This window comes from Mycobacterium novum (assembly GCF_010726505.1).
In the GTDB taxonomy this organism is placed as follows: Bacteria; Actinomycetota; Actinomycetes; order Mycobacteriales; family Mycobacteriaceae; genus Mycobacterium; species Mycobacterium algericum.
Window position 1 is genome coordinate 13,646 of sequence record NZ_AP022562.1, and the last position, 17,416, is coordinate 31,061.

10 protein-coding genes, 2 rRNA genes and 1 pseudogene are annotated in these 17,416 nt (G+C 66.0%); 5 read left to right on the top strand and 8 right to left on the bottom strand.

The annotated features are described in order from the left end of the window. Positions 1-35: 35 nt before the first annotated feature. From G6N19_RS00075 to G6N19_RS00090, 4 genes and pseudogenes are all read right to left on the bottom strand, one after another. Positions 36-3,160 (bottom strand): 23S ribosomal RNA (locus tag G6N19_RS00075). Between the two features lie 356 nt (positions 3,161-3,516). Next, positions 3,517-5,046, bottom strand: a 16S ribosomal RNA gene (locus G6N19_RS00080). The 16S and 23S rRNA genes sit together here, the layout of an rRNA operon. Positions 5,047-5,460: 414 nt before the next feature. Further along, positions 5,461-6,737: pseudogene (gene tyrS, locus G6N19_RS21725) on the bottom strand (tyrosine--tRNA ligase). A 17-nt stretch (positions 6,738-6,754) separates the two neighbouring features. After that, positions 6,755-7,366: a DNA-3-methyladenine glycosylase gene (locus G6N19_RS00090; protein WP_013828782.1), complete on the bottom strand. Its 612-nt coding sequence runs from the start codon at positions 7,364-7,366 to the stop codon at positions 6,755-6,757. Between the two features lie 67 nt (positions 7,367-7,433). On the opposite strand from G6N19_RS00090, the gene G6N19_RS00095 reads away from it, so the two are divergent. The 3 genes from G6N19_RS00095 to G6N19_RS00105 are packed head-to-tail and all read left to right on the top strand — an operon-like array spanning position 7,434 to position 9,581. Continuing rightward, positions 7,434-8,264 carry an ABC transporter ATP-binding protein gene (locus G6N19_RS00095; RefSeq protein WP_232062456.1) on the top strand — a complete coding sequence of 277 codons (831 nt, stop codon included), beginning with the start codon at positions 7,434-7,436 and terminating at the stop codon, positions 8,262-8,264. Between the two features lie 16 nt (positions 8,265-8,280). Further along, positions 8,281-8,961 carry an ABC transporter permease gene (locus G6N19_RS00100; RefSeq protein WP_013828780.1) on the top strand — a complete coding sequence of 227 codons (681 nt, stop codon included), beginning with the start codon at positions 8,281-8,283 and terminating at the stop codon, positions 8,959-8,961. Next, on the top strand, positions 8,961-9,581 hold the full coding sequence (locus tag G6N19_RS00105; RefSeq protein ID WP_083040009.1) for a TetR/AcrR family transcriptional regulator: 621 nt from the start codon (positions 8,961-8,963) through the stop codon (positions 9,579-9,581). The genes G6N19_RS00100 and G6N19_RS00105 overlap by 1 nt, the downstream gene beginning before the upstream one ends. Here the strand turns inward: G6N19_RS00105 and G6N19_RS00110 are convergent. Further along, positions 9,547-9,771 (bottom strand): Trm112 family protein, encoded by a 225-nt coding sequence (locus tag G6N19_RS00110; RefSeq protein WP_013828778.1) that lies wholly within the window; start codon positions 9,769-9,771, stop codon positions 9,547-9,549. The two genes, G6N19_RS00105 and G6N19_RS00110, sit on opposite strands and share 35 nt — an antisense overlap. Continuing rightward, positions 9,768-12,713, bottom strand: a complete 2,946-nt coding sequence (locus G6N19_RS00115) for an acyl-CoA synthetase (protein WP_232062614.1) — start codon at positions 12,711-12,713, stop codon at positions 9,768-9,770. Before G6N19_RS00115 ends, G6N19_RS00110 begins: the two co-directional genes overlap by 4 nt. A gap of 158 nt (positions 12,714-12,871) precedes the next feature. Between G6N19_RS00115 and G6N19_RS00120 the strand changes: the two genes are divergently transcribed. After that, the gene (locus G6N19_RS00120) at positions 12,872-14,650 is read left to right on the top strand and encodes an ABC-F family ATP-binding cassette domain-containing protein (protein WP_193465539.1); all 1,779 of its coding nucleotides are present in this window, start codon (positions 12,872-12,874) and stop codon (positions 14,648-14,650) included. Positions 14,651-14,676: 26 nt separating this feature from the next. On the opposite strand, the gene G6N19_RS00125 is transcribed toward G6N19_RS00120, so the two are convergent. After that, positions 14,677-15,330: a M15 family metallopeptidase gene (locus G6N19_RS00125; RefSeq protein ID WP_193465540.1), complete on the bottom strand. Its 654-nt coding sequence runs from the start codon at positions 15,328-15,330 to the stop codon at positions 14,677-14,679. A gap of 131 nt (positions 15,331-15,461) precedes the next feature. On the opposite strand from G6N19_RS00125, the gene G6N19_RS00130 reads away from it, so the two are divergent. Continuing rightward, positions 15,462-15,941 (top strand): MPT63 family protein, encoded by a 480-nt coding sequence (locus tag G6N19_RS00130; RefSeq protein ID WP_013828774.1) that lies wholly within the window; start codon positions 15,462-15,464, stop codon positions 15,939-15,941. Between the two features lie 12 nt (positions 15,942-15,953). Here the strand turns inward: G6N19_RS00130 and argH are convergent, their stop codons facing one another. Then, the gene (gene argH, locus G6N19_RS00135; RefSeq protein ID WP_193465541.1) at positions 15,954-17,366 is read right to left on the bottom strand and encodes an argininosuccinate lyase; all 1,413 of its coding nucleotides are present in this window, start codon (positions 17,364-17,366) and stop codon (positions 15,954-15,956) included. Positions 17,367-17,416: the final 50 nt, after the last annotated feature.

A 17,416-nucleotide genomic window follows, 5' to 3' on the forward strand; every position in this document is an offset into this window, starting at 1 on the left:
TGCGGGCAACACGACAATTATTTTGTTTGTTGTGTGTTGGTAAGTTTTCGGCCGGTTAGTGCCAGTTCCTGCACACCTTGCGGTGCTTCCAGGTCTGGTCTATCGATCCCGTGGTCTGCGGGGGGCCTTATCCCACTGAAATGGGTGAGAATCCTGGTCTTGGAGTGGGTTTCCCGCTTAGATGCTTTCAGCGGTTATCCTGTCCGAACGTGGCCATCCAGCCGTGCTCCTGGTGGAACAACTGGTATACCAGAGGTTCGTCCGTCCCGGTCCTCTCGTACTAGGGACAGGTTTCCTCAAGATTCTGACGCGCGCGGCGGATAGAGACCGAACTGTCTCACGACGTTCTAAACCCAGCTCGCGTGCCGCTTTAATGGGCGAACAGCCCAACCCTTGGGACCTGCTCCAGCCCCAGGATGCGACGAGCCGACATCGAGGTGCCAAACCATCCCGTCGATATGGACTCTTGGGGAAGATCAGCCTGTTATCCCCGGGGTACCTTTTATCCGTTGAGCGACACCCCTTCCACTCGGGGGTGCCGGATCACTAGTCCCGACTTTCGTCCCTGTTTGACGTGTCAGTCTTACAGTCAAGCTCCCTTGTGCACTTACACTCAACACCTGATTGCCGTCCAGGTTGAGGGAACCTTTGGGCGCCTCCGTTACATTTTAGGAGGCAACCGCCCCAGTTAAACTACCCACCAGGCACTGTCCCTGAACCAGCTTCATGGTTCGAGGTTAGAGGTCCAATACGATCAGAGTGGTATTTCAACAACGACTCCACCCACACTGGCGTGCGGGTTTCACAGTCTCCCACCTATCCTACACAAACCGCATCGAACATCAATACCAAGCTATAGTGAAGGTCCCGGGGTCTTTTCGTCCTGCCGCGCGTAACGAGCATCTTTACTCGTAATGCAATTTCGCCGAGTCTATGGTTGAGACAGTTGAGAAGTCGTTACGCCATTCGTGCAGGTCGGAACTTACCCGACAAGGAATTTCGCTACCTTAGGATGGTTATAGTTACCACCGCCGTTTACTGGGGCTTAAATTCTCAGCTTCACCCCCGAAGGGGTTAACCGGTCCTCTTAACCTTCCAGCACCGGGCAGGCGTCAGTCCGTATACATCGTCTTGCGACTTCGCACGGACCTGTGTTTTTAGTAAACAGTCGCTTCTCACTGGTTTCTGCGACCCCCTCCCGCTGCCGGCCGCGAAGGCCATGACGGTATGAGGGTCCCCCTTCTCCCGAAGTTACGGGGGTATTTTGCCGAGTTCCTTAACCATAGTTCACTCGTACGCCTTGGTATTCTCTACCTGACCACCTGTGTTGGTTTGGGGTACGGGCCGTGTGCGTGCTCGCTAGAGGCTTTTCTCGACAGCATAGGATCACCGAATTCGCCACATTTGGCTATGCATCACCTCTCGGAATATATGAGACCCGGATTTGCCTAGATCTCTTCCTACCGGCTTACCCCAGTATTACCACTGACTGGTACGGCTACCTTCCTGCGTCACCCCATCGCTTGACTACTACCAACGAAGGTCCCGCAGCCCCCGCCGCTTCTCTCCCGAAGGATCGAAGTCAGCGAGGTTTTGGGTGGTTAGTACCGCTGATTCATCAGGGACGCCCACACACGGGTACGGGAATATCAACCCGTTGTCCATCGACTACGCCTGTCGGCCTCGCCTTAGGTCCCGACTCACCCTGGGAGGACTGGCCTGGCCCAGGAACCCTTGGTCTTTCGGCGGGCAAGGTTCTCACTTGCCTCATCGCTACTCATGCCTGCATTCTCGCTCCCACACCCTCCACCACTAGATCACTCTGTGGCTTCACCGGATGCAGGACGCTCCCCTACCCAATCCTTGACGGATTGCCGCGGCTTCGGCGGTGTGCTTGAGCCCCGCTACATTATCGGCGCACAATCACTTGACCAGTGAGCTATTACGCACTCTTTCAAGGGTGGCTGCTTCTAAGCCAACCTCCTGGTTGTCTTCGCGACTGCACATCCTTTTCCACTTAGCACACGCTTAGGGGCCTTAGCCGGCGATCTGGGCTGTTTCCCTCTCGACGCACGGAGCTTATCCCCCGCCGTCTCACTGCCACGCTTTGACTCACCGGCATTCGGAGTTTGGCTGACGTCAGTAACCTAGTAGGGCCCATCGGCCATCCAGTAGCTCTACCTCCAGTGAGAAACACGCAACGCTGCACCTAAATGCATTTCGGGGAGAACCAGCTATCACGGAGTTTGATTGGCCTTTCACCCCTACCCACAACTCATCCCCTCAGTCTTCAACCTAAGTGGGTTCGGGCCTCCACGCGGTCTTACCCGCGCTTCACCCTGGCCATGGGTAGATCACTCCGCTTCGGGTCCACAACACGCCACTACACACACCCCAACGGATGCGATACGCCCTATTCAGACTCGCTTTCGCTACGGCTACCCCACCCGGGTTAACCTCGCGACGTGCCGGTGACTCGCAGGCTCATTCTTCAAAAGGCACGCCATCACCCCACCCCAAAAGGGAAGGCTCTGACGGATTGTAGGCACATGGTTTCAGGTACTATTTCACTCCCCTCCCGGGGTACTTTTCACCATTCCCTCACGGTACTCGTCCGCTATCGGTCATCGAGAAGTATTCAGGCTTACCGGGTGGTCCCGGCAGATTCACAGCAGATTCCACGGGCCCGCTGCTACTCGGGAAATCATTGCAAGGCAGGTATCGGGTTTTCACGTACCGGGCTCTCACCGTCTACGGCAGACCATCCCAGGCCACTTCCGCTAACCACAACACTTTCTCACTGCCCTCCAGGCAAGGTAGACCCGGACACAACACTCCCACAACCCCGCACACACAACCCCTACCCGGTATCACATGCATACGGTTTAGCCATCCTCCGCTTTCGCTCGCCACTACTCACGGAATCACAATTGTTTTCTCTTCCTACGGGTACTGAGATGTTTCACTTCCCCGCGTTACCTCCCCACCGGCTATACATTCACCGGAGGGTGACACCACATCACTGATGCCGGGTTTCCCCATTCGGACATCCTCGGATCCACGCTCGGTTGACAGCTCCCCGAGGCATATCGCAGCCTCCCACGTCCTTCATCGGCTCTCGATGCCAAGGCATCCACCATGCGCCCTTACACACTTACAAACACAAAAACCAAGAAACAAAAAATTGCAAAACAAACAGACCACAAGGCCTGCTTGCTAGATGCTCGCAACCACTATCCACAAAACAAACACCACACCCCACCACCAAGATGGAGCGACAACACACCCACCCCCACACGGGGGCACAAACAGGCCTGTTGCCTCAGGACCCAACAGTGTGCCCAACCCGAAAGCCGGCCACCAGAAGCACAAGGCTGCTGGCGGTTGGTGTCTTCACTTGTTGTTGTTCGTAATTCCACTGCACCACCGACCACCCACTACAGGCGCCGGCACAAACTCTCCCAACCGCATCACCCTCACCCCTGTGAGGTACGGGGGAATCATGGTGCTCCTTAGAAAGGAGGTGATCCAGCCGCACCTTCCGGTACGGCTACCTTGTTACGACTTCGTCCCAATCGCCGATCCCACCTTCGACGGCTCCCTCCCAAGGGTTAGGCCACCGGCTTCGGGTGTTACCGACTTTCATGACGTGACGGGCGGTGTGTACAAGGCCCGGAACGTATTCACCGCAGCGTTGCTGATCTGCGATTACTAGCGACTCCGACTTCACGGGGTCGAGTTGCAGACCCCGATCCGAACTGAGACCGGCTTTAAAGGATTCGCTAAACCTCACGGCATCGCAGCCCTTTGTACCGGCCATTGTAGCATGTGTGAAGCCCTGGACATAAGGGGCATGATGACTTGACGTCATCCCCACCTTCCTCCGAGTTGACCCCGGCAGTCTCTCACGAGTCCCCACCATCACGTGCTGGCAACATGAGACAAGGGTTGCGCTCGTTGCGGGACTTAACCCAACATCTCACGACACGAGCTGACGACAGCCATGCACCACCTGCACACAGGCCACAAGGGAAACCACATCTCTGCAGTCGTCCTGTGCATGTCAAACCCAGGTAAGGTTCTTCGCGTTGCATCGAATTAATCCACATGCTCCGCCGCTTGTGCGGGCCCCCGTCAATTCCTTTGAGTTTTAGCCTTGCGGCCGTACTCCCCAGGCGGGGTACCAATGCGTTAGCTACGGCACGGATCCCTAAAGGAAGGAAACCCACACCTAGTACCCACCGTTTACGGCGTGGACTACCAGGGTATCTAATCCTGTTCGCTCCCCACGCTTTCGCTCCTCAGCGTCAGTTACTGCCCAGAGACCCGCCTTCGCCACCGGTGTTCCTCCTGATATCTGCGCATTCCACCGCTACACCAGGAATTCCAGTCTCCCTACAGTACTCCAGTCTGCCCGTATCGCCCGCACGCCCACAGTTGAGCTGTGAGTTTTCACGGACAACGCGACAAACCACCTACGAGCTCTTTACGCCCAGTAATTCCGGACAACGCTCGCACCCTACGTATTACCGCGGCTGCTGGCACGTAGTTGGCCGGTGCTTCTTCTGTACCTACCGTCACCCCGCAGAAAACCACGGAGCTTCGCCGATACTGAAAGAGGTTTACAACCCGAAGGCCGTCATCCCCCACGCGGCGTCGCTGCATCAGGCTTGCGCCCATTGTGCAATATTCCCCACTGCTGCCTCCCGTAGGAGTCTGGGCCGTATCTCAGTCCCAGTGTGGCCGGACACCCTCTCAGGCCGGCTACCCGTCGTCGCCTTGGTAGGCCATCACCCCACCAACAAGCTGATAGGCCGCGGGCCCATCCCACACCGCAAAGCTTTCCACCACAGAACATGCATCCCATGGTCCTATCCGGTATTAGACCCAGTTTCCCAGGCTTATCCCAGAGTGCAGGGCAGATCACCCACGTGTTACTCACCCGTTCGCCACTCGAGTACCCCCGAAAGGGCCTTTCCGTTCGACTTGCATGTGTTAAGCACGCCGCCAGCGTTCGTCCTGAGCCAGGATCAAACTCTCCAAACAAAAAACGTTCAGAACAATCCTGAAAACATCAGTTCCGAAAAACCGACAAAAACAACACCACACCCCCAACACGGGGCGCCGAGAGCATGGCAAAAACAACAACAAACAAAAACCACCAAACACACTATTGAGTTCTCAAACAACACGCCCCACCCGGACGCGCAGTCAACCCGCGGCTAAAAGCCGCGCATCGGCAGTGCGGACAGATGAGATGCCCCCGGAATCGCTCGGTGAATCTCGTCGATTCCGTGGGCTTGTCGCGCTGACCGGGTCTGGCCTGGTCGCGGCGACGTGCACTAAGTTACGCGAGGTGAAACTGGGAGTCAAATCCGCTGCTAGCAGGGGTATTTCGGCGCCTTCAAGATCAACTTCGCGCGGCGCCTGCCCCGTCGGGCTGGCCGGCTCGAGTCCTCGCTAACCACCCTGGACTCGTTGGACGCCGGCCACGTTGCGCTTGCCGCGGCGCACCACCAGCCACCGGCCGTGCAGGAAGTCCCCCGGCTGCGGCGACCATTCCTCGCTGTCGACGCGGACGTTGTTCACCGAGACTCCCCCCTCGCCGATGGTGCGGCGGGCCGCGCCGCGACTGGCCGACAGCCCGGTGGCGACCAGCAGATCGACGATGCCGTCCGGGCTGCCCGGCGCCAGCTGGGCCACCGGCGTCTCCTGCAGCGCCGCGGTCAGCGTTGCCTCGTCCAGCCGGGCCAGCTCCCCCCGACCGAAGAGGGCCTGACTGGCCAGCTCGACGGCTTCGGTGGCCGCCTCACCATGGACCAGGGTGGTGAATTCGCGGGCTAGCCGGCGCTGCGCGGACCGCTCGTGCGGTCGCTCGGCGGTGGCCTTCTCCAGCTCTTCGAGCTCGTCGGCGGACAGGAAGGTGAACCAGCGCAGGTAGCGAACCACGTCGGCGTCGGCGGTATTGAAGAAGTACTGGTACCAGGCGTACGGGCTGGTCATCTCCGGATCCAGCCAGAGGCTGCCGCCGCCGGTGGACTTGCCGAACTTGGTGCCGTCGGCCGCGGTCACCAGCGGCACGGTCAGCGCGTGCACGGTCGCACCCAGCTTCTGACGCACCAGCCGGACACCGGCGATGATGTTGCCCACTGGTCGGAGCCGCCGATCTGCAGTGCGCAGCCGTACCGCCGGTACAGCTCCACATAGTCGTTGGCCTGCAGCAGCATGTAGCTGAACTCGGTGTAGGAGATGCCCTCGGAGTCCAGCCGGCGCCGGATGGTGTCGCGGTCGAGCATCACGTTGACAGAGAAGTGTTTGCCCACGTCACGCAGGAATTCGACCGCCGACAGCGGCGCGGTCCAGTCCAGGTTGTTGACCACCACCGCGCCGGTGGGGCCGTTGTCGAAGTCGACGAAGCGCTCCAGTTGGCCCCGGATCCGCCGGACCACTCGGCCACGGTGTCGGCGCTGTTCAGGCTGCGTTCGCCGGTGTCGCGGGGATCGCCGATCAGGCCGGTGGCCCCGCCGCCAGCACGATGGGCCGGTGGCGGCCCGCTGGAATCGGCGCAACGCCAGTAGCGGCACCAGGTTTCCGGCGTGCAGGCTGGGCGCGGTGGGATCGAATCCGGCATAGACGGTGATCGGCCCGCCGGTCACTTCGGCGGTCAGCGCATCCAGGTCGGTGGATTGGGCGATCAGGCCGCGCCAGCCCAGCTCGTCGAGAATCGTCGTCGGCATGCGTCGATTTTCCCGGATCAGTCGCTGGCGCCGGGCGCCGGTGCCCGCGGGCTTCGTCGGTAGGCCGAAACCTCGGGCTTCCCGGGCGCCCACAATCGCCACGGCCGGTCGGCGGCCTGGCTGACGCCCACCCGTGGCCCGGCCTGCGCCGCCAGCGGCGCACCGAGCCGCAGTTGCACCGGACTGCGTGCGTCAAACAGATCGATTCCGTTGTCCGCCATGGCGATTCCCAGAGCAGAGCAGAGGTTGCCCGGGCCGCGCGCCAAACCGGTGCTCGGCACCGCTTCGCCGCGTCGCGACCGCGCCACCGCCGATCCCTCGTCGATCACCGCCGCCCGCAGCAGCACCGCCGCCGCCGTGCCGTCCGGCCCGCAGGCCACATTGGCGCAGACGTGCATGCCGTAGCTGCGGTAGGTGTACAACCGGCCGGCCGGGCCGAACATCACGGTGTTGCGCCCGGTGGGACCGCGATAAGAATGCGCCGCCGGGTCCGGCCACGGCCCGTCGGGCACGCCGCCATAGGCCTCTACCTCGACGATCGTCGCGCGCACCCCGCGGGCGGTAAGGGTGGCGCCGAGCAGCAGGCGGGCGGCCGCGAGCGGATCGACCGCCAGCTGGGCTGCACTCACCGCCCAGATTCTGCCCGAGCCCCGATTGGGCCTTGACAACGCATCGCAACCGGTCGATATTCATCACATGATGATTTCATCGCGTGATGAATTATCGGGGGCGCGTCCCATCCCGGCCGTCGACATCGAGCACCTGCGGGTGATCCGGGGTAAGCGCCCGGTCCTGCACGATCTGTCGGTGCGGATCGCCCCGGGCACCATCACCGGCCTGCTCGGCCCGTCGGGCTGCGGCAAGACCACGCTGATGCGCTGCATCGTGGGCACCCAGGTCATCACCGGCGGACAGGTCACCGTGCTGGGCGACGCGGCCGGCTCCGCGGCGCTGCGTCGCCGCGTCGGCTACATGCCCCAGCAGGCCACGATCTACGACGACCTGCGGGTCATCGACAACGTCCGCTACTTCGCGTCGCTTGCCGGCGTCGACGCCTCGGCCGCCGACGACGCGGTCGACTCGGTGGATCTGCAGCGGCATCGCGGCGACTACTGCGCGAACCTGTCCGGCGGGCAACGCGCCCGGGTGTCGCTGGCCTGTGCGCTGGTCGGCCGGCCGGACCTGCTGGTGCTCGACGAACCGACGATCGGCCTGGACCCGGTGTTGCGGGCCGAGCTCTGGCACCAGTTCCAGGCGCTGGCCCGGCGCGGCACCACGCTGCTGGTGTCCAGCCATGTCATGGACGAGGCCGACCATTGCGGCGACCTGTTGCTGATGCGCCAGGGCAGGCTGCTGGCGCGCACCACACCGCGACGACTGCGAGAGGAGACCGGATGTACGTCTATGGAGGAAGCGTTCCTGTCCGTCATCCGGCGCAGCACCGCGCCCCGAGCCGCTGACCCGCACCCTGCAGCTGCGGCCGTTCCTGGCCACCACGCAGCGGATCCTGCGGCAACTGGCCGGTGACCATCGCAGCGTCGCGATGGTCCTGCTGGTGCCCAGCCTGATCATCACGTTGATGTACTTCATGTTCGCCAACGTCCCGCATCCGCCGGGTACCCCATCGCCGTTCAACGCCGCGTGCCTGATTCTGCTCGGCCTGTTCCCGCTGTTTCTGATGTTCGTCATCACCGCGATCACGATGCAGCGCGAACGCGCGTCGGGGACGCTGGAGCGCATCCTGACCAGCCCGCTGCGCAGGCTGGACCTGCTCGCCGCCTACGGCACGGCGTTCTCGGTCGCGGCGGCCGCCCAGGCCAGCCTGGCCTGTGTGGTCGCGTTCTGGCTGCTCGGTTTCGAGACCGCCGGCAGCCCGGCGTGGGTGTTTGTGATCGCGATCGTCAACGCGGTGCTCGGCGTCGGCCTGGGGCTGCTGTGCAGCGCCTTCGCCCGCACCGAATTCCAGGCGGTGCAGTTCATCCCGCTGGTGATGGTGCCGCAACTGCTGCTGGCCGGGATCATCGTGCCCCGCGCGACGATGCCCGAGTGGCTGCAGTGGATCAGCAACGCGTTGCCGGCCAGCTACGCGCTGGAGGCACTGCAGCAAGTGGGCGCACATCCGCAACTGACCGGTATCGCGGTACGCGACATGGTCATCGTGCTGGTATTCGCGGCCGCCGCGCTGGCCCTGGCCGCGGTGACACTGCGACGACAGACGCCGTGATGTCCACTGAGGCCAGCAACCGGCGGCCGGGCCGGCCCTCCGGATCCTCGGACACCAGGGAGCGGATCTTGAGCTCGGCCCGGGAGCTCTTCGCCCACAACGGGTTCCAGAACACCTCGATCCGCGCGGTGGCCGCCGATGCCGGCGTCGACGCGGCGCTGGTGCACCACTATTACGGCACCAAACAACAACTGTTCGCCGCGGCGACCGAGCTGCCGGTGGACCCGATGGTCGTGTTGGGACCGTTGCGGGACGCGCCCGTCGAACAGCTCGGCCGCATCCTGCCCGAACTGCTGCTGCCGCTGTGGGATTCGCAGGCCGGTACCGGGCTGATCGCAGCGATGCGCTCCATGCTCACCGGGACCGAAGTTCCGCTGGCGCGTTCGTTTTTCCGCGATATCGTGGTCGCCGAACTCGCCAGTCGCATCGATGTACCGGCCGGAACCGGCGTGTTGCGCGCCGAGTTCACCGCGAGCCAGTTGATGGGCATCGTGGTCGCCCGCTACATCGTCGGCCTGGAACCGCTCGCGTCGCTGCCCGGCGACCAGGTCGTGGCGATGGTCGCCCCGACGCTGCAGCGTTATCTCACCGGGGATCTGCCGGACCGGCTCGGCCGATGAGGCGGGCATGTTCGTCGTCGCCGACGTCGGTGGCCTCGTCGATCAGCAGCACCGGGATACCGTCCTCGATGCGGTAGGCGCGACGCAGCCGCGGGTTGTAGAGCACCTCATCCGCGGAACGTTTCACCCGCAGCAATGGTCCGCGGTCGGCCGGACAGACCAGGATGGCCAACAGCTCGTCGTCGATCACTGGCGGCCCCCGGCCAATTCGGCGCGTACCGCGGCGGTCAACCGCTTGAACTGTCCACTCGCCGCGTCGAAGTACCAGGCGTTGCGCCCGGCCTTGGGCAGCCCGGCTTCGCGCAGCTCACCCAGCGTCGGGCGGTAGACGGCACTCAGCGGCAGATCCGGCACGACATGCACGACATCGGGCCCGGCGCCGACGGGCAATACCGCCACCGCCTCGCTAAGGTCCGCGGCGGTGACGGTCGCCCCCGGCCGCACCGTCACCGCGGACACGACCAGGTCGTCCCCGGAGCCGGCCGTCACCCGATACGTCACCGCCAGATCGACGCCGGTGACGATGCCCAGCGCGTCGGTGATCAGCACCGGATAGGCCATGCCGCGGCCGGTGTGGATGCTCGAACCGCGTCCGCCGGCCAGCCAGTAGTCGCCGTCGGCGTCGCGCCGGAAGAGGTACTCGGTGGAGATCCAGGTGTCGGCGGGCGCGAACACGCCGCGCTTGACCGATGCCGACGGGTCGATCGGCCCGCGTGGCTTGGCCAGCAGCACCCCGACTTCGTTGGTCTCGGCTTTCCGCACGAAGCCCCGCTCGTCCTCGAGGATCAGGTCCTGGTCGGGGTCGTAGGCGGCCAACTCCACCTCCACCGCTCCGGGCAGCGGGCGGCCCTTGCTGCCGACCTTGGCGCCGGAGACGTTGGCCAGCACCGCCTGGCCGTCGGTGGTGGCGAAGAACTCGACGACCTGGGCCGGCGCGAACGCCTCGGTGACCCGGCGCCACAGCCCCACGGGCATGCCGGAACCGATGAACAACCGCACCGGATGGTTGCCCTGCAGCACGAAATTCGGGTCGTCGATGACCTCGCGCAGCATCGCCCAGGTGTAGGACACCACGCTCACCCCGTACTGGCGCACCTCGGCGACGAAGCGATCCGGGTTCAGGCCGCGCGACAGCGCGATGCGGGCCCCACCGACCACGGCGCCGCCGAGGCTGACCAACAGCCCGGACTCGTGGTGCAGCGGCGTCAGGCAGTACAGCGTGTCGGTGGGCCCCAAGGCGGCGGTCGACGCGGTGCCGAACGCCGAGAGCGCCCACCGGTAGTTGGTGATCTGCTTGGCCACCAGTTCGCCGGCCACCGTGCTGAAGGCGACGAACGCCAGATCGCGGGCGAATCCCGGGTTGGGCCGGTACCAGCCCGGCAGGTCGACGGCGTCGGGGTCGATCTGCTCCATGTCGATGACGGCTTCAGCGTCGGCCGGCAAGTCCAGATCACGGGTCTCACCGCCACCGAGGACCAGCACCTGGCAGCCCAGGTCGCGGACGGCGGCCAGCGCCAGGTCGAGGTTGCCGGGGTCGGTGATGATCTCGGAGATGCCACCCAGGCGTGCCGCCGCGCCCAGATCCCCATCCGGCGGCATCAGCACCGCGACCGCGCCCAGGCGCGACAACGCGGCGATCGCGACCATGGCGCTGGGGCGGGTGGCCATCAGCACGCCGACGTGAACACCTTGCCGCACACCGACATCGATCAATCCGCGGACGACGTTGTCGATGCGCTTGTTGACCGCCTCATAGGTGTGCACCCGGCCGTCGAACAGCAGGAATTCGCCGTGGGGCGACTCGGCGGCCTGCTCACCGATGATGCGGCCCAGCGAGATCCGGGTGTGGTCGTTGATCTGTCCGAGCCGGGCCAGCCGGGGCAGGGTGCGTGCGGTCTCGATCGCCATGGTGCGCATCGACTTCTGTGCGGCGACCATGGCGTCGGCGGCGCCGCGGGCCAGCGTCAGCGCGACACCGGAGGCCTCCCCCAGCCCGTGCGCGATCCGCGAGGTCATCGCCACCCCGCCCTTGCTGTCCTCGGGGGCCTGCTCGGCCATCAGCGCCACCCCGGGGGGCTGCGGGCCCTGGCCCTCCTGCCACAGCACCCAGTCGGCGACCGTCGGCCAGGTCAGTTCGGCCGCCTTGGAACCGACCACCAGCCCGAAGTGCCCGGCGCGCAGCAGGTACTCGAAGACCTTGGCGTCGGGCGCCGCGCGCCGGATACCGCGCACCGCGGCCGGCTGGCCGATGTCGTCGACCTCGCCGACGAAGGCCAGCACCGGGCAGGTGATGTCGGTCAGCGTGACGAGTTGGCCGTTGATCGCGAAACCACCGGTCATCATCCGGTTGTGCGCGATGAACTGCTTGAGCAGCTCCGAGATCGCCGGACCCGACCAGGCGATCCAGCCCTCCGACTCCAGGAAACGCCGCTGCGCCTCCCGCGGCAGCAGGGCTTCCCGGTCGTGCAGTTGGCGCAGGAAGTCCATGCGGGCCTTGGCGGTCTTGAGCGGATCCATCATCTGGAAGCCCACGCGCGCCTGCCACCCCGAGATGTCCAGCCGGTTGAAGACGTGGTCGGCCATGAACCCCGCGACGCTGGAGGCGATGTTGGGCGGCACGCCCATCGGTAGCGCGGCCAGGGTGTCCACCGGGGAGCCGAACGCGATGATGGACGCGATGCTCTTCGAATGCCGGTAGGCCCCTGCCTGATAGGCGAACATGCCGCCCTGGGAGTAGCCGGCCAGGTGCACGTCGCGTCCGGCCGTCTCGGCGATGGTGTCGATCGCCTGGCTGAGCCCGACGATGTGGTCGGCCAGGTTGCGTCGCATCCCGCCCTCGACCTCGTCGGGTGAACCGAAGTCGATCACCCAGGGGTCCACTCCCGCCCCGTGCAGGATGCCGACCGCGCCGTCCTCGCGGGTGACGTCCCACATGTTCGCCGACATCATCATCGGGTGCACCAGCAGCACCGGCGGCCCGGGCTGCGGCTGGCCGGGCCGGTTGTCGGGCGGGAAGTAGCGCCGCAGCTTGTACATCGGGGTGCTCTCGACGATCTGGTAGGGCGACGGCACGGTCCCGGTCTCCAGGCCGCCCCAACGCAGCACCTCCAGGCCGTTCTGCGCGGTGGCCATCAGCCACTCGACCGGCCGGGTGATGGCCGACAGATTCAGATCCACGCTGCTCCCCTACGTCGCGTTCGATCGTCAATGACGTGCACATTCTGGCACATCAGCGTGCTTGGTCCGGCTCGTTCAGTCGTCGGCGACCGGCAGGCAGTAGCGTTCTGGCAGTGGCACACCTGCTCGGCGCCGAAGCCCTTCACCTGCGCTATCCCACCGGTGTGGTGCTCGACTCGGTCACCCTCGGGGTGAACGACGGCGCCCGCATCGGCATCGTGGGCCGCAACGGCGACGGCAAATCCTCGCTGCTGCGGCTGCTCACCGGCGCCGCCACACCGGACTCCGGCCGGGTCACCCGCCGCAGCGGCCTGCGGGTCGGGCTGCTCGACCAGGCCGACACCCTCGATTCGGGCCGCACCCTGGGGGCGACGCTGGTCGGCGAGCAGGCCGACCACGAGTGGGCGTCCAACCCGCGGATTCGTGACGTGGTCGACGGCCTGGTCGCCGACATCGCCTGGGATGCCACCATCTCGGAATTGTCGGGCGGGCAGCGCCGGCGGGCGCAGCTGGCCGCGCTGCTGATCGGCGAGTGGGACGTGATCGGCCTCGACGAGCCCACCAACCACCTCGATGTGGAGGGAATCACCTGGCTGGCCGGCCACCTGCAGCGGCGCTGGGCCCGCAACACCGGCGGCCTGTTGGTGGTCACCCACGACCGCTGGTTTCTCGACGAGGTGGCCACCACCACCTGGGAGGTGCACGACCGCATCGTGGAGCCCTTCCAGGGCGGCTACGCGGCCTACGTGCTGCAGCGGGTGGAGCGCGACCGGATGGCCGCGGCCAGTGAAGCCAAGCGGCAGAACGTGTTACGCAAGGAGCTGGCCTGGCTGCGCCGCGGCGCCCCGGCCCGCACCTCCAAACCCAAGTTCCGCATCGAAGCGGCCAACGCGCTGATCGCCGACGTCCCGCCGTTGCGCAACGAGGTCGAGCTGGTGAAGCTGGCCACGGCACGGCTGGGCAAGGACGTCATCGACCTGCTCGACGTGTCGGTCTCCTTTGACGGCAAGCCGGTGCTGCGCGACATCGAGTGGCGGATCGGTCCCGGGGAACGCACCGGGATCCTCGGCGCCAACGGCGCCGGCAAGTCCACGCTGCTGGGGCTGATCGCCGGGACCGTGACGCCCGATGCCGGGCGGGTCAAACGCGGCAAGACGGTTCGGCTGGGCATGCTCGATCAGCAGTCCGGGGAGCTGGCCTCGCTCGCCGAGGACCGGGTCGCCGACGTGCTGGGCCGGCTGCGCAACGACTACCAGGTCGACGGCAAGGAGATGACGCCCGCGCAACTGCTGGAGCGGCTCGGCTTCGGCAGGGCGCAACTGTCGGCCCGGGTCGGCGAGCTGTCCGGCGGGCAGCACCGCCGGCTGCAGTTGATGCTCACCCTGCTGGCCGAACCGAACGTGCTGGTGCTCGACGAGCCGACCAACGACGTCGACACCGACATGCTCACCGCCACCGAGGATCTGCTGGACTCCTGGCCGGGCACGCTGATCGTCGTCTCCCACGACCGGTACCTGCTGGAGCGGGTCACCGATCAGCAGTACGCGATCCTGGACGGTCGGCTGCGGCATCTGCCCGGCGGCGTCGAGGAGTATCTGCAGCTGGCCGCCGAGGCGCGCCGCACGCCGGCCTCGCGCCCGGCGCCGGCTGTTGCCGATTCCGGGACGCTCTCGGGCGCGGAACTGCGTGCGGCACAGAAGGATCTGGCTGCGGTCGAGCGCCGGCTGACGCGGCTCGCCGAACAGATCGAGGCCAAGCATCATGAGCTCGCCGCTCACGACCAGGCCGATCACGTGGGCCTGGCGACACTCACCGGCGAGCTGCGCGCGCTGGAGGACGAGGTGGCCGAGCAGGAGGGCCGCTGGCTGGAGCTGTCGGAGGCCGTCGAATAGCCGGTGCGCCGCCGACTGCCGTCTGCTCAGCGGCGCTCGAAGTGCTGGTAATCCACCGGCGATTTCCAATCGCCGCCCCAGCGCCAGCCGGCGTCGGTGAAGGCGCGCACCGCCGGGTCGCCGGGATGCAGTAAGCCCGGCTCGATGCGGCGGCGGTCCAGATAGACCGCGGCGTTCTTGGGTTCGAATCCGTGGCGGGTGACCGACGGGTTCAGCAACGGGTTGATGTCGATGGCCCGGCCGTAGGCGTGCTGCGCCCAGTTGCCCGATCCCGGGATGCGGCGGCAGTTGAACGCCGAGGTGTTGTTGTCCGCCATCGACAGTTCGTCGTCGCCGCCGCGGTAGTGGGCCGCCGGGCGCATCTTCTCGATCGGGAAATCCAGCCGGTACAGCCGCTCGAAGATCGCGATGACCTGCGGAACCAGTTCTTGGTGCACGATCAGCTCGCCGCGGTGCGGCCGGGCATCGAAACCCAGGTGGGTCAGCGTGACCCGCCGCAGTTGCGCCGGGGCGACCGGGCAGCCGGGGCGCCAGGTGGCGCCGAGGTCGGCTGAAGTGACGGAGGCGACGGCGGCCGGTTCGGGTTGGGTGACGGCAGCTGACGACGGTGTTGGCTCGGGGGCGCCCGTGCATTGCGGCAACAGCCCGCAGACCACGAGGGCCGTCAGCAGGCGCCACATCCTCGGGTTGGTCCGGCGGCCGTTGATCTGCTCACGCTAGCGCAGCACGAGATCCGTTCCGCCGAAGCATGGTTAAGTCGTGGCGAACCCGGCTATCCGTCATCTCATCCCCGGAAAGAGAGGAGGACGTCATGAAGGTTCGTGGGATGACGAAGACGGCCCTGGCGGCAATGGCCATGGCGGTGATCCCGATGACGGTCGCGCCGACCGCGACAGCGGCCTATCCGATCGTCGGCAAGCTGGGCAGCACCCTGCAAGCCACCGACACCGTTGGTCAGGTCGTGTACTCCTGGCGGGTGAGCGGCCTGCAGCCGAGCTCCGACACCATGCCGGGCTACCCGGTCGCGGGCAAGGTGTGGGAGTCCACCGCGACGGTGAACGCGATCCGGGGCAGCGTGACTCCGGCGATCTCCCAGTTCAACGCCGTCGCCCCGGATCGGGCGGCTTACCGGGTGCTGTGGCAGGTGGCAGCTCCGAAGGCGATCAGCGGGGCGACGATCCCGCAGGGCGCACAGTCCACCGGCAAGATCTACTTCGACGTCACTGGCCCGCCGCCCACCACGGTGACGATGAACAACGGCATGGAGGACCTGATGGTCTGGGGACCGTAGTCCCCGGGATGCTCAGCCGCCGACCCACCGGCGCTGACGCGCGGCATGTTCGCGCAGGCCCGCCAGCTGCTCGGCAACCCGTGCTGGCGCGGTGCCACCGCGGGCGTCGCGGGATGCCACCGAACCCGCCACGGTGAGCACCTCGCGCACCTGCGGGGTCAGGTCGGGACTGATGGCCGCCAGTTCGGCGTCGGTGAGTTCGTCGAGGCCGACGCCGCGCTGCTCGGCTGCTCGCACCGCCGCACCTGCTGCTTCATGGGCGATCCGGAACGGAACACCTTGGCGCACCAGCCATTCGGCGATATCTGTGGCCAGCGTGTAACCGGCCGGCGCCAGCACGGCCATCCGTTCGGTGTCGAAGGCCAGGGTGCCGACCAGTCCGGCCATCGCCGGCAGCAGCAGTTCCAGCTGCGCCGCTGAATCGAATACCGGCTCCTTGTCCTCTTGTAGGTCCCGGTTATAGGCCAGCGGCTGGGCCTTCAGGGTGGCCAGCAGGCCGGTCAGGTTGCCGATCAGCCGGCCGGACTTGCCGCGGGCCAGCTCGGCGATGTCGGGGTTCTTCTTCTGCGGCATGATCGAGCTGCCGGTCGACCAGGAGTCGTGCAACACCGCGTAGCCGAACTCCGTTGAGCTCCACAAGATGATGTCTTCGGCCAGCCGCGACAGGTCGACGGCGATCATCGCGAACACAAATGCGGCTTCGGCGGCGAAATCGCGTGCCGCGGTGGCGTCGATCGAGTTGTCCGCGGCGGCGTCGAAGCCGAGTTCGGCGGCGATGGCGTCCGGGTTCAGGCCCAGCGACGAACCGGCCAGCGCGCCCGATCCGTACGGCGAGACCGCGGCGCGGGCGTCGAAGTCGACGATGCGCCCCACATCGCGCAGCAGCGGGTGGGCGTGGGCGAGCAGGTGATGCGCCAGCAGCACCGGTTGCGCGGACTGCAGGTGCGTCTTGCCGGGCATGACGGCGTCCGGGTGGGCGGCGGCCTGGTGGGCCAGCGCGTCGACCACGTCGAGCACCCCGGCGGCGACACGGCGCACGGCATCGCGCAGCCACATCCGAAACAGCGTGGCCACCTGGTCGTTTCGCGACCGCCCAGCTCGCAGCCGGCCACCCAGTTCGGCGCCGACCCGGTCGATCAGGCCGCGTTCCAGCGCGCCGTGGACGTCCTCGTCGGTGACCAGCGGGCCGAAGCTGCCGTCGGCGACGTCCTCGCCGAGGCTGTCCAGGCCGGCCAGCAGCCCGTCACGCTGCTCATCGGTGAGCAACCCGGCGCCGTGCAGCACCTTGGCGTGCGCTTTGGACGCGGCGATGTCGTAGGGGGCCAGCACCCAGTCGAAGTGGGTGGATTTGCTCAGCGCGGCCAGCGCGTCGGACGGACCTTCGGCGAACCGCCCGCCCCACAGCGAGCCTTCGTTGGTGCTCACCGTGCACCCCCGCCGAGTGGGAATTCCACGACGTCACACCGGCGTGTTGC

Bases quoted from the DNA above. Each gene is read 5' to 3' on its own strand.
- G6N19_RS00095 (WP_232062456.1), top strand. From the start codon at position 7,434: ATGATGATTTCATCGCGTGATGAATTATCGGGGGCGCGTCCCATCCCG.
- G6N19_RS00100 (WP_013828780.1), top strand. From the start codon at position 8,281: ATGGTCCTGCTGGTGCCCAGCCTGATCATCACGTTGATGTACTTCATG.
- G6N19_RS00105 (WP_083040009.1), top strand. From the start codon at position 8,961: ATGTCCACTGAGGCCAGCAACCGGCGGCCGGGCCGGCCCTCCGGATCC.
- G6N19_RS00115 (WP_232062614.1), bottom strand. From the start codon at position 12,713: ATGGCCACCGCGCAGAACGGCCTGGAGGTGCTGCGTTGGGGCGGCCTG.
- G6N19_RS00125 (WP_193465540.1), bottom strand. From the start codon at position 15,330: ATGTGGCGCCTGCTGACGGCCCTCGTGGTCTGCGGGCTGTTGCCGCAA.
- G6N19_RS00130 (WP_013828774.1), top strand. From the start codon at position 15,462: ATGAAGGTTCGTGGGATGACGAAGACGGCCCTGGCGGCAATGGCCATG.